At 57.8% G+C, this 12,640-nt stretch carries 12 protein-coding genes; 9 read left to right on the top strand and 3 right to left on the bottom strand.

Annotated features, from left to right (window positions below):
- The first annotated feature begins 34 nt into the window (after positions 1–34).
- From J4P02_RS26125 to J4P02_RS26140, 4 genes are read left to right on the top strand one after another with little or no spacing between them, the layout of a single operon-like run.
- Positions 35–1,072: a polysaccharide biosynthesis protein gene (locus J4P02_RS26125; protein WP_426195782.1), complete on the top strand. Its 1,038-nt coding sequence runs from the start codon at positions 35–37 to the stop codon at positions 1,070–1,072.
- A 4-nt stretch (positions 1,073–1,076) separates the two neighbouring features.
- On the top strand, positions 1,077–2,207 hold the full coding sequence (gene wbjC, locus J4P02_RS26130; RefSeq protein ID WP_426195785.1) for a UDP-2-acetamido-2,6-beta-L-arabino-hexul-4-ose reductase: 1,131 nt from the start codon (positions 1,077–1,079) through the stop codon (positions 2,205–2,207).
- On the top strand, positions 2,200–3,330 hold the full coding sequence (gene wecB / locus J4P02_RS26135; protein ID WP_426195787.1) for a non-hydrolyzing UDP-N-acetylglucosamine 2-epimerase: 1,131 nt from the start codon (positions 2,200–2,202) through the stop codon (positions 3,328–3,330). Before wbjC ends, wecB begins: the two co-directional genes overlap by 8 nt.
- 15 nt (positions 3,331–3,345) lie before the next feature.
- On the top strand, positions 3,346–4,599 hold the full coding sequence (locus tag J4P02_RS26140; RefSeq protein WP_426195789.1) for a glycosyltransferase family 4 protein: 1,254 nt from the start codon (positions 3,346–3,348) through the stop codon (positions 4,597–4,599).
- A 156-nt stretch (positions 4,600–4,755) separates the two neighbouring features.
- On the opposite strand, the gene J4P02_RS26145 is transcribed toward J4P02_RS26140, so the two are convergent.
- The 3 genes from J4P02_RS26145 to J4P02_RS26155 form a co-directional block, all read right to left on the bottom strand.
- Entirely contained in the window at positions 4,756–5,232 is a 477-nt protein-coding gene (locus J4P02_RS26145; RefSeq protein ID WP_426195791.1) for an HIT family protein, read from the bottom strand.
- A gap of 96 nt (positions 5,233–5,328) precedes the next feature.
- Entirely contained in the window at positions 5,329–6,936 is a 1,608-nt protein-coding gene (locus J4P02_RS26150; protein WP_426195793.1) for a 5-guanidino-2-oxopentanoate decarboxylase, read from the bottom strand.
- Positions 6,937–7,058: 122 nt separating this feature from the next.
- A complete protein-coding gene (locus tag J4P02_RS26155; protein WP_426195795.1) occupies positions 7,059–7,979 on the bottom strand; it encodes a LysR substrate-binding domain-containing protein in 921 nt (306 codons plus the stop codon).
- Between the two features lie 225 nt (positions 7,980–8,204).
- On the opposite strand from J4P02_RS26155, the gene J4P02_RS26160 reads away from it, so the two are divergent.
- Genes J4P02_RS26160 through J4P02_RS26180 form a run of 5 tightly spaced genes read left to right on the top strand, consistent with a single transcriptional unit; the run spans position 8,205 to position 12,526 of the window.
- Positions 8,205–8,999, top strand: coding sequence for an ABC transporter ATP-binding protein (locus J4P02_RS26160; protein ID WP_426195797.1), 795 nt, complete (start codon positions 8,205–8,207; stop codon positions 8,997–8,999).
- A gap of 49 nt (positions 9,000–9,048) precedes the next feature.
- The gene (locus tag J4P02_RS26165; RefSeq protein WP_426195799.1) at positions 9,049–9,822 is read left to right on the top strand and encodes a transporter substrate-binding domain-containing protein; all 774 of its coding nucleotides are present in this window, start codon (positions 9,049–9,051) and stop codon (positions 9,820–9,822) included.
- A gap of 51 nt (positions 9,823–9,873) precedes the next feature.
- Complete coding sequence (locus J4P02_RS26170) at positions 9,874–10,587, top strand: ABC transporter permease (RefSeq protein ID WP_170001479.1); 714 nt, start codon at positions 9,874–9,876, stop codon at positions 10,585–10,587.
- 9 nt (positions 10,588–10,596) lie between these two features.
- Complete coding sequence (locus J4P02_RS26175) at positions 10,597–11,301, top strand: ABC transporter permease (RefSeq protein WP_426195802.1); 705 nt, start codon at positions 10,597–10,599, stop codon at positions 11,299–11,301.
- A 43-nt stretch (positions 11,302–11,344) separates the two neighbouring features.
- Positions 11,345–12,526 (top strand): pyridoxal phosphate-dependent aminotransferase, encoded by a 1,182-nt coding sequence (locus J4P02_RS26180; RefSeq protein ID WP_426195804.1) that lies wholly within the window; start codon positions 11,345–11,347, stop codon positions 12,524–12,526.
- The last annotated feature ends 114 nt before the right edge of the window (positions 12,527–12,640 follow it).

The raw sequence follows: 12,640 nt of genomic DNA on the forward strand, positions 1-12,640 counted from the left end.
ATAGTAAACGCTAATTTTAACGAGTAGGTCCGGCATGTTATTCGATCAAAAAAAACTTTTAATCACTGGCGGTACCGGATCCTTCGGCAATGCAGTACTCAAACGTTTCTTAAGTACTGACATTGCTGAAATTCGAATTTTCAGCCGTGACGAAAAGAAACAGGATGATTTACGAAAACAATATGCCAGTGACAAACTGAAATTCTATATTGGCGATGTACGCGATTATCAGAGTTTACTCAATGCTACCCGTGGTGTTGATTATATTTTTCATGCTGCTGCATTGAAACAAGTGCCCTCTTGCGAATTCCATCCGATGGAAGCAGTCAAAACCAATGTTCTTGGCACTGAAAATGTTTTAGAAGCGGCCATCCAGAATGAGGTTAAACGCGTAGTCTGCTTAAGTACCGACAAGGCCGTCTACCCGATCAACGCAATGGGTATTTCCAAGGCGATGATGGAAAAGGTCATGGTTGCCAAGTCACGTAACCTAGATGATCTCAAGACCGTGATCTGCGGCACACGCTATGGCAATGTGATGGCATCAAGAGGTTCTGTCATACCTCTATTTATCGAACAGATAAACGCAGGTAAAGCCCTGACGTTGACAGATCCCAACATGACACGCTTCATGATGACGCTTGCCGACGCCGTGGACCTTGTTCTCTATGCCTTTGAAAATGGCAATAACGGAGACTTGTTTGTTCAAAAAGCGCCTGCTGCCACAGTAGAGACGTTGGCGCGAGCGCTCACCGAGTTGATGGGGCATCCAGAACATCCCATTCAGGTCATAGGGACCAGGCACGGGGAAAAGTTGTATGAAGCTCTACTTAGTAGAGAAGAAATGGCCTGTGCCGACGACATGGGTGACTACTTCCGTATACCTCCTGACTTGCGTGACCTCAATTATGCAAAGTATGTCGAGCAGGGTGAAACAAAAATCTCACGAACTGAAGACTATAACTCGCATAATACCGAACGTTTAGATGTTGCGGGAATGCAAAAATTGTTGCTGAAGCTAGATTTCATGCGCGCGATTCAGCGCGGTGAAGATGTCACGCCCGAGGAGTAATGGAATGAAAGTTCTGATTACAGGGGCTAACGGTTTTATCGGCCAGAATCTTGTGGTGCATCTACTTGAACGCAAAGATATCGAAATTTTGCAGTTCACAAGAAATGACTCACCAGAGAACTTGGATAAGCTCGTCGCTGAGGCAGACTTTATTTTTCATCTGGCCGGTGTAAATCGGCCAGTGGACTCCTCAGAATTTTTCACCGGAAATTTTGAACTTACCGAATCGCTCTGCAAAGCAGTTGAAAACAGCAAGAAAGTAACGCCAATATTATATGCATCTTCAACACAAGCCGAACTGGATAACCCCTACGGGCATAGCAAGTTATCTGCCGAGCAGGCTTTACTTGAACTTTTCAATAAAAACCGCTTACCTGTCTATATATTCCGCCTGCCCAATGTTTTTGGAAAGTGGGCAAGACCCAACTACAATTCCGTAGTAGCTACTTTTTGCCATAATATTGCTAGAAGCCTGGACATTCAAATAAACGATCCTGCGGCCCGGATCAATCTTGTTTATATTGACGACGTAATACGTAACTTTGTTTCCATCATGGACGGAAACCCAAGTATTTCTTCCTTCCCTGAAGTGAAACCTCTTTATTCACTCACGGTTGGAGAGCTGGCCCAGCAGCTGGTTAAATTCCGTGAAAGTCGACAGACGCTAATCACGGAACCTGTCGGCACAGGGCTGACACGAGCCCTCTACTCTACATACCTGAGTTATCTTCCTCCTGAAGAGTTCACCTATACGGTTCCAGTATATGGCGACTCGCGTGGTGCATTTGTAGAGATGTTGAAAACTCCAGACAGCGGTCAATTTTCATTTTTTACTGCAGGCCCAGGGGTTACCCGCGGCGGGCATTATCATCATAGTAAAACCGAAAAATTCCTGGTCATCAAAGGCAGTGCCTGTTTCCGCTTCAGGCATGTCGTTTCTAACGAGTTCTACGAAGTACTTACTACCGGCGAGCACCCGAAAATAGTCGAAACCGTACCTGGCTGGACACACGACATAACTAATATCGGCGAAGACGATATGATAGTAATGCTATGGGCCAATGAAATATTTGATCGTACTCACCCAGACACATACGCGAAGCCGGTAACTACGCAAGAGAACACCAATGAATAAATTAAAAGTTTTAACTGTAGTTGGCACTCGTCCTGAAATCATTCGTTTGTCACGGGTAATTGCGAAGCTCGACGAATACTGTGAGCACACGCTGGTACATACAGGCCAGAATTACGACTATGAACTGAATGAGATTTTTTTCCAGGATCTCGGAATCCGTAAACCCGATATTTTTCTCAACGCTGCCGGAGCCAGCGGTGCAGAAACTATTGGCAATGTAATTATTGCTGTAGACCGTGTGCTTTCCGAAAAAACTCCTGAAGCGCTTTTAGTATTAGGCGACACCAATAGTTGCATGGCGGTGATACCGGCCAAGCGACGTAAAATACCGACATTCCATATGGAGGCCGGTAACCGATGCTTTGACATGCGTGTCCCAGAGGAAATCAATCGCCGTATTGTGGACCATACTGCTGATATCAACCTCACTTATAGCGATATAGCACGAGACTACCTGTTACGCGAAGGTCTGCCAGCGGACATGATAATTAAAACTGGCAGTCCAATGTTCGAAGTTTTAAACCATTATCGTGAAGGCATTGAAAAATCCGATATATTGACCCGCCTTGGCTTGGAGCCAGGAAAGTTTTTTGTCGTGAGTGCTCATCGTGAAGAAAATATTGATTCAGATGTAAACTTCTCAAAATTGGTTTCAAGTTTAAACGCCATAGCGTTAGATTATGACCTTCCCGTTATCGTTTCAACTCACCCCCGCACACAGAAACGCATAGATGCAATGGGGGTAACCTTCCACCACAACATAAAACTGCTCAAGCCGCTTGGCTTCAAAGACTATAACAAGTTGCAACTTACCGCCAAAGTAGTCTTGTCCGACAGCGGAACCATCAATGAAGAGTCATCCATCCTTAACTTTCCTGCACTAAATATTCGGGAGGCTCATGAACGTCCCGAGGGTATGGAAGAAGCAACGGCAATGATGGTTGGATTGGAGCTTGATCGTATTCTGCAGGGTATACAAATCCTAGAAAACCAACTGTCTGGTAACGAACGTAGCTTGCGCTTGGTCTCTGACTACAGCATGCCTAATGTAGCAGAAAAGGTAGTTAGAATAATCCATAGCTATCGTGATTACGTAATGCGTACTGTATGGAAAAAATACTGACCGGACGCTAAACCTATGGACAAACCATTAAAAATCCTGGTTGTCAGTCAGTACTTTTGGCCAGAAAACATGCGCATCAACAACATGGTTGAAGGTTTTGTTGCCAAAGGCCATGAAGTAACAATTCTAACTGGCCAGCCTAACTATCCAGAAGGTCAGGTATTTCCAGAATACCGGAAAGCACCTGATATCTATTCCAGTTATTGTGGAGCTAAGATTTATAGAGTTCCCATGCTTGCACGCGGTCGTCGCAGTTTAACCTTGGCACTTAATTATCTTTCTTTTTTTTCCAGCGCTTCAACCATAGGTGCCTACAAACTTCGCGATAGGGAATTTGATGCAATTTTCGTGTACGCCGTATCTCCAATCATGGCTGCCATACCAGCCCTGGTTATAGGTCGCCTAAAAAAGTCTCCTGTTTTCCTCTGGGTTCTTGACCTTTGGCCAGAAACTCTTGATGCCGTGGGAGTCGTGAAAAACCGCAGGGTTATTTCTCTCGTTGGAAATTTAGTCTCGTGGATTTATAACCGCGCTGACTACTTGCTCTTGCAATCAAAGTCCTTTGAAGAAAACATAAGAAACTACTGCACCAAATATATAGCACCAGAAAGAATTGTTTACTTTCCCAGCTGGGCTGAAGATGATTTTTCTGCTGATGTAATAGCCCCTTCGGATATTCTGAAAGCGGACGACTCCACTTTCACGATAGTGTTCGCCGGCAACCTTGGCGATGCGCAAGATTTTCCAACTATATTGCAGGCAGTAGAAGCACTGAAACCGGAGTTAGCCTTACGCTGGATCATCGTGGGAGACGGGCGCGCCAGTAGCTGGTTGCATGAACAAGTTGCAGCACGCGGTCTGGACAACGTTTTTCTCTTGGGACGTCACCCCCTGGAGAAAATGCCTCCGCTATTTGCTGCTGCAGATGCTTTATTAGTGTCCCTGAAAACCAATGATGTTTTCGAAAAAACCATCCCTGGCAAAGTACAAGCCTATCTAGCCTCCGGAAAACCCATCTTAGCGATGATTGAAGGCGAAGCTGCCCGAGTGATTAAAGATGCCGGGGCGGGTATGACGTGCCACTCAGGTGACCCTGATGGATTAGCAGATATCGTACGCTCCATGGCCGCGCTATCTCCTGCCCAACATCAATCGATGGGGGCCTCTGGTAGAAGTTTCTACCTTGAAAACTTCTCAAAAGACAAATTGTTCGATCGCCTTGAAACATTATTCCGTCATGCTCGCCTGAGGAGCAACGATAGAAGATGAATATCTAGGTTTAGACGCTATGCAAACTTACCTACCTCAAATTGAGGTAGATGTTTAATTAGTAGTGCCTCTTGGAGAAATCCGTCTACTGCCCCCCTCTACTATGTGCCGTTTCACGTTCTTCCCCTTAAAGGAGGCAAGACAACTCGGCACATTTCAGCGTACAGCACCCGGAGTTTCACTGACCCAAGGCACCCGCACCTGCTCGGCAATTACCACGGCCTGGGCTTGTAGCAACTCAGGCCTGGTACGACGGCCAAAGATCCCGCTGAAATGCAGCAGCAGGCGCCCGGCAAAGCCCAGGCCGTCGCCATGCCGGCGCGGTATCAGGTGCAGGTGGGCATGGGGAATATGCTGGTTAGTGGCGCGGCCATCGTTGACCAGCAAATGAGTGCCTTCCACGCCATAGCCGGCGCGACGTTGCGCCGCCAGCAAGCCATCGAACACCTGGTACAGGTGCTGACGAACAAAGCCGGGCAACTGCTCGAGCTTTTCCACATGGGCCTGGGGAATCAGCAGCACATGGCCCTGCCCCAGGGGATGCACGTCCATAAAGGCCATGCAGTGTTCGTCGCGGTAGACCACCGCGGCGGGCAGGGTTCCAGCGATAATCTGGCAGAAAATGCAGTTCATCCATGAATCCTCAAATGACAAGGTGCATCCTGGCGAGCGACGCCAATGTAACCCACCTTGCCCCTTGCCGGCGCACTCGTTGCGCCAGCCCCTGGCTCAGTCCAGAGCCAGGTAGGCGCCGGCGTCGATCTCGATCATCACAGGCTCGCGCAGCGCCTTGAGGCTTGCCAGCAGTTCCTGCAACTGCGCCGGGGTATCGGCACGGTGGTACGGCACGTGGAAGCTCTGGGCCATGGCGGCAAAGTCCGGTGTGAGGATATCCACCCCCAGCGGCGCAATATCCCGGGCCTTCATATAGTCGCGGATCTCGCCGTAGCACTGGTTGTTCCACACCAGCAGGATCACCCCGATCTGCGCTTCCTTGGAGGCGATCAGTTCGGCGCTGGTGAACTGCAGGCCGCCATCGCCCACCAGGGCCACTACCGGACGCTCAGGCCGCGCCAGCTTGGCGCCCATGGCCGCCGGCAGCCCGTAGCCCAAAGTGCCGTAGCCACTGCCGGCGTTGAACCAGCTGGCCGGCGCCGGGGCCTGGTAGCCACTGGCGCCCTGGTACACCGGCTGGGTCGAGTCGCCCACCAGGATCGGCGCATCGAGGTTATCCCGCAGCAAGTCGAGCAACCCCTGCAGGCCTTGCTGCTTGGCTGTCCAACCGGCGCGTTCGGCCTGGTTCACCCGCTGCACGCTGTCCACTGCCCAGCGCCCGCGAGAACTGCTTGGGCTCACCTTGGCCAGCAGTGCCTGCAAGCCTTCCAGGGCATCGCCCAGCAGCCCGACATGAGCCCGTTGCACACCCATGACCTGCATCGGGTCGATATCCAGGCGAATCAGCGAGCCCTTGAACCGCAGTGGCCCGAGGCCGAAGAAGTCGTAGTCGGTTTCCCCCAGCTCCGTGCCCACCGCCAGCACCACATCGGCCTCGTCGATCAGCGCCCGGCCGTGGGCCGAGGATTGCACGCCATCGAGCAGCAACGGATGACCCACCGGCAGCAAGCCCCGGGCATTGGTGGTCAGGGCCACCGGTGCGTGCAGGCGCTCGGCGAGTTGCCGCAACACCTCGGCACAGCCCCGCGCCCCGCCACCGGCGAGGATCAACGGTCGGTGCGCGCTGTTGAGCAGGTTGAGCGCCGCCTCGATCGAAGCCCCCGCGGGTGCCGGGGCACCAGGCAGGCTGCGGGGCATCAGGTTGAGGTGGTCGGCGGGCATGTCCAGCACGTCGAGGGGAATCTCGATATGCACCGGCCGTGGCCGCGCGCACTTGAAGACGGCAAAGGCCCGGGCCAGCAGTTCCGGCAATTCCTCAGGCGCTTGCAGGGTATGGCTGAAGGCGCAGACCCCAGCCACCATCGCCCGCTGATCCGGCAGTTCGTGCAGATGGCCATGGCCCAGGCGCAGGTGCTGGCGCCGGTTGACCGTGGAGATCACTAGCATCGGCACCGAGTCGGCATAGGCCTGGCCCATGGCGGTGAGGATATTGGTCATGCCCGGCCCGGTGATGATGAAACACACCCCGGGCTTGCCGCTGGCCCGGGCATAACCGTCGGCCATAAAGCCCGCGCCCTGTTCATGGCGCGGGCTGACATGGCGCAGGCGGCTGCCCTGCAGGCCGCGATACAGCTCGACGGTGTGCACCCCGGGAATCCCGAACACGGTGTCCACGCCATAACCCTCGAGCAAACGAACCAGGGATTGGGCACAACTGGTCATCGACTATTCCTCTTGTTCTTATAAGCGGACGACACCCTGCGTCCGGCTGATGTCGAGGGACATTAGTCGCTGCACCCAAGCGTCAACAATCGAAAAAAATCGCCGCAACTGCTCAATAAAATTCACGTTTTGCCCGTGCGCCGCGGTTCCGGGTGCAGGCGCGTGATGCCCAGCAACTGCGACTTGACCCACTCGCTGAAGGCCAGCACCACCGGGCGCTCGGCCTTGAGCTGATCGGCCACCAGGTAATAGCCGCGGTTGGATTCGATCTCGGTGCCGAAGGGCTGCACCAGTTGCCCCCTGGCCAGGGCCTCGCCGCTGATCAGGTTGTCGCCCATGGCGATGCCCTGGCCGGCAATGCAGGCCGACTGCACGAAATGCGCATCGGCGAACACTATGCCCCGGCGCACATCGACATTCGGCGCCCCGGCCGCCGCCAGCCAGACCCGCCAGTCGGAGTAGTCGATCATATGCAGCAACAGGGCGTGATCCAGTGCATCCAGGGTTTTCAGGCCGCCCATGGCATTCACCAGGCTGGGGCTGCACACCGGGAAATAGCGCAGGGAAACCACCTTCTGCACATGCTGGTTGGGCCAGTCGCCCATGCCGTAGGCGACGAACAAGTCGACGCTGCTGTCGCTGGTGTCGCCCGGGGTACGCGGGGATACCAACTGCAATTCCACCTGGGGATAGAGCGTCTGGAACTCGGCGATATGGGTGCACAGCCAATAGGTGGCGAACCCCGGCGGGCTGCTGATGCACAGCCGACCGCTGACTTGCTGGCCATCGGAACGCTGCCCGGCTTCGAGGATATTGGCCAGCAGCAGGTGGATGTCCCGGGCGTAGCGTTCGCCCTGGTAAGTGATGCGAATGCTCCGGCCCTGGCGCTCGGTCAGGGCGAAACCCAGGGTCTGCTCCAGGCTCTTGATCTGGTGGCTGATGGCGCTGGGGGTCAGGTTCAGCTCATTGGCGGCCTCGGCGACACTGCCCAGGCGGGCCACCGCGTCCAACGCGCGTAGCGCGGTCATGGAGGGATAACGCATACCGATCAGGCCTCGACTACAGAAAAACGAGTGGCTGCACCATAGCTGCAATCGAGGCCGGGCAATAGCCTTGCCTGTCGCCGGAATTTTCCCGAATTGCTGAAAAAAATTTCCGGGTACGGCTAAAAATGCTCGATTGACCCCTACCCGGCATTGGCTAATTCTCAAGCCCTACCCTGTGCCGGGCAGTGCCCGGCCGTCGCACAATAACAAGAGGGTCGACCCTTGCAAGCGCAGCCCAACTCCGTCAATCCCGTGGTGGCCATCGACGATCTGCACAAGAGCTATGCCGATCACCACGTGCTCAAGGGCATCGCCCTGCGCGCCAACGAAGGCGAGGTGGTGTCGCTGATCGGCTCCAGCGGCTCGGGCAAAAGCACCCTGCTGCGCTGCATCAACCTGCTGGAGATTCCCTGCAGCGGCAGCCTGCGCATCAATGGCGAACACGTGCGGCTCAAGACCGACCGCGCCGGCAACCCGCAAGTGGCCGACCCGGCCCAGGTGGCGCGCCTGCGCACGCAACTGAGCATGGTGTTCCAGAGCTTCAACCTGTGGCCGCACCGCAGCGTGCTGGAGAACGTCATCGAGGCACCGGTGTATGTCCTCGGCGAAGACCGCAAGGACGCCATCGCCCACGCCGAGCACTTGCTGGAAAAAGTCGGCCTGGCCAACAAGCGCGACGCCTTCCCCTCCTTTCTCTCCGGCGGCCAGCAGCAACGGGTGGCTATCGCCCGGGCGCTGGCCATGCGCCCCCGGGTGCTGCTGATGGACGAGCCGACCTCGGCGCTCGACCCCGAGCTGGTGGGCGAGGTGCTCAAGGTGATCCAGGGCATCGCCGAGGAAGGCCGTACCATGATCCTGGTGACCCACGAAATGGCCTTCGCCCGGGATGTTTCGAGCAAGGTCATGTTCCTCCACCAGGGGCTGGTGGAGGAGGAAGGCCCGCCGCAACAAGTGTTCCTCAACCCGGCCAGCGAACGCTGCCGGCAATTCGTCATGGCTCAGGAAAACCGCGTCTGACGTCCCGCTGCACTCCTTGACAACAACAACTTAGAGAAAGGGTAAAGCCATGAAAAATCTGTTCAAGGTCCTGATCACCGGCTGCCTGTTCAGCACCCTGGCCAGCCACGCCGTGGCCGCCGACAAGATCGTCTTCGGCATCGCCCTGGAACCCTACCCGCCGTTCTCGATGAAAAGCGGCAATGGTGACTGGAGCGGCTTCGAACCGGAACTGATCAAGGCCCTGTGCGAACGCATGCAAGCCGATTGCCCACTCAAGGAAGTGGCCTGGGACGGCTTGATCCCGGCCCTGCAATCGAGCCAGATCGACGCCATCCTCAACTCCCTGAGCATCACCGAGGAGCGCCAGCAGGTGATCGACTTCTCCGCCCCCTACTACCAGACCCCGGCCATGTGGGTGGCCGACCAGAGCCTGGAGCTGGCCACCACCCCCGAAGGCCTCAAGGGCAAGCTGATCGGCGTGCAGGGCTCGACCTCCAATGCCACTTTCGCCAAGGCCTACTACAGCAAGACCTCGACCCTGCGCTACTACACCACCCAGGACGACATGCTCGCCGACCTGCAGAGCGGGCGTATCGACGTGATGCTGGCCGACGCCCTGACCATCGAGCCGCAGTTCAAGACCGCCGCCGGCGCGGGCCTGGCCAACAAGGGCCTGGCGCCGAAAGACCCGCTGTTCGGCTCCGGCATCGGTGTGGGCCTGCGCAAGGGCGACAGCACCCTGCAGCAACGGATCAACACCGCACTGGCCTCGCTCAAGGCCGACGGCACCTACGACAAGATTCGCAGCCGCTACTTCAGCGTCGACATTTCTGCCAACTAAGCCGTCCGGTGTGCCCGCTTGCGCGGGCTGCCGGCGTTGACTGGATACGTCATGATTTCTCTGTCCGACCTTTCCCAACTCTTCGTCGCCGACGGCTGGCTGGGCGCCCTGGCCCAGGGCGCGCTGGTGTCCCTGCAGATTTCCGCCGGGGCCTTTGTGCTCGGCCTGGGCATCGGCCTGCTGGTGGCGATGATCAAGCTCAAGGGGCCACGCTGGCTGGTGAAGCTGGCCAACGCCTACACCACCCTGTACCGGGCCATGCCCGAGCTGCTGCTGATCCTGCTGCTGTACTACGCCGGCACCGACCTCTTGAACATGGCCATGGCCGCCATGGACCGGCCAAGCGTGACGGTCAACGGCTTTATCGCCGCGGTGCTGGTGCTGGGCATCGTCCAGGGTGCCTATAGCGCGGAGATCATCCGTGGCGCGATCCAGGCCATTCCCCACGGCCAGATCGAAGCGGCGCGGGCCTACGGCATCGAGCGCTGGCTGCTGGTGCGACGCATCCTGCTGCCGAGCATGCTGCCCTACGCCATGGCCGGGCTGTCGAACCTGTGGCTGGTGCTGGTCAAGGACAGCGCGCTGATCAGCATCGTCGGCTACAGCGAACTGCTTTCGGTGGGCAAGCAAGCGGCCGGTTCCACCAAGCATTACCTGGTGTTCTACCTCGCGGTCGCGGCCTTCTACTTCGTTATCACCCTGGTGTCCGGCAGCCTGTTCCGTGTGCTCGAGCGTCGTACCAACCGCTGGCTGCCCCAGCACTAGGAGGCTTGAATGGACTTTTCCTGGATCGATAGTTTTTCCCATGAACTGCTGCGTGGCCTGGGCATCACCCTCAAGCTGCTGGCCCTGAGCGGTGCCTGCGGCTTTGCCCTGGCGGTGCTGGTGGGCCTGGGCCGGGTGTCGCGCAATCCACTGATTCGCGGGCCCATGCAGTTCTACATCAGCGTGTTTCGCGGTACGCCGCTGCTGGTGCAGATCTACATCCTGTACTACGGGGTTGGCAGCCTGTTCGCCGCCTACCCGCCGATTCGCGGCAGCTTTCTCTGGCCCTACCTGCGTGAAGGCTTCTGGTACGTGGCCCTGGCCCTGACCCTGAGCGTGGGCGCCTATGTCGGCGAAGTGCTACGCGGCGGCTTGCGCGCGGTGCCCCGGGGTGAGCTGGAAGCGGCCCGCGCCTACGGCATGGGTTACTGGCTGACCCTGCGCCGGGTGTGGCTGCCCCGGGCCCTGGAACTGGTGCGCCCGACCCTGGTGGGGGAATGCGTACTGCTGCTCAAGGCCACCGCCTTGGCCTCCACCGTGGCGGTCACCGACCTGCTGGGCGCCGCCAACCTGGTACGTGCCCAGACCCTGAAGGTCTACGAGCCGCTGCTGGCAGTGGCGCTGATCTACATCATCCTGGCCTTTGCCATCGAACATCTGTGCGCACGCCTGGGCAGCCCCGAACGCAATCGGGCGCCCCAGCGTCAGGCCTGAACCCATTTATTGCGCGGGCAGCGAGGCCCGTGAGGAGAACAGCATGCGTTACTCACCTTTCGTTCAGCGCATCAGCGGCGAATCCGTCAGCGCCTGGGACATCCACTACGCGGCCATCGAGGCCCGGGGGCGCGGCGAGGATGTGATAGTGCTCAGCGTCGGTGACCCGGACTTCGCCACCGACCCACGCATCAGCGCCGCCGCCAGCGCCGCCCTGGAGCAAGGCGATACCCACTACACCCACGTGCTCGGCCGTCCGGCCCTGCGTGAAGCCATTGCCGCCAAGCAGCGCCGCCTGCTGGGCATCGAGGTCGGCGCCGACAACGTGGCCCTGGTGGCCGGGGCGCAGAACGGCCTGTTCGCCACCTGCCTGTGCCTGTTCGGCAGTGGCGACGAGGTGCTGGTGCCGGAACCCATGTACCTGACCTACGAGGCCTGTGTGCATGCGTCCGGGGCGCAGATCGCCTGCGTCCAGCAACCGGCGGCCAACGGTTTTCGCCTGACCGCCGCGGCCCTGGAAGCAGCGCTGACCGACAAGACCCGGGGCATCGCCCTGGCCACCCCGTGCAACCCCACCGGCAACGTCTACAGCCGCGAAGAGCTGGAAGCCGTGGCCGCAGTGGCGCGCAAACACGACCTGTGGGTGATCTCCGACGAGGTCTACGGGCAACTGACCTATGACCGCGAGCACCTGAGCATCGCCTCGCTGCCGGGCATGGCCGAGCGCACGGTGATTCTCAACAGCCTGTCGAAAACCCACGCCATGACCGGTTGGCGGGTGGGCTGGGTTGTGGCGCCGCCAGCCCTGGTCGGCCACCTGGACAACCTCTTGCTGTGCATGCTCTACGGCCTGCCCGGTTTCATCCAGGAAGCCGCGCTCAAGGCCCTGGAGCTGGATGAAGAAGTGATAGGCAGTGCCCGCGAAGTCTATCGCCGGCGTCGCGACCTGGTGGTGGCCGGCCTCAAGCAGGTGCAACTGCTGGACTGCCGCGAGCCGCAAGCCGGGATGTTCATGCTGGTGGACGTGCGCCGCACTGGCCTGTCGAGCATGGATTTCGCCTGGCAGCTGTTCCGCGCCACCGGGGTTTCGGTGCTCGACGCCCAGGCCTTTGGCGCCAGCGCCGAGGGTTTCGTGCGGATCTCCTTCACCGTCGCCGACGAGGTACTCAAGGACGCCTGCCAGCGCATCGCCGGCTTCGTCGAAACCCTGGCTGCACAACGCTGAATCACAGACCGTTGGTGGCGAGGGAGCTTGCTCCCGCTCGACTGCGAAGCGGTCGCGGCCCTTGGGGCGGCTACGCCACCCAGCGGGAGCAAGCTCCCTCGCCACAGCAATGCC

Source organism: Pseudomonas sp. NFXW11, assembly GCF_049887815.1.
Taxonomy (GTDB): Bacteria; Pseudomonadota; Gammaproteobacteria; order Pseudomonadales; family Pseudomonadaceae; genus Aquipseudomonas.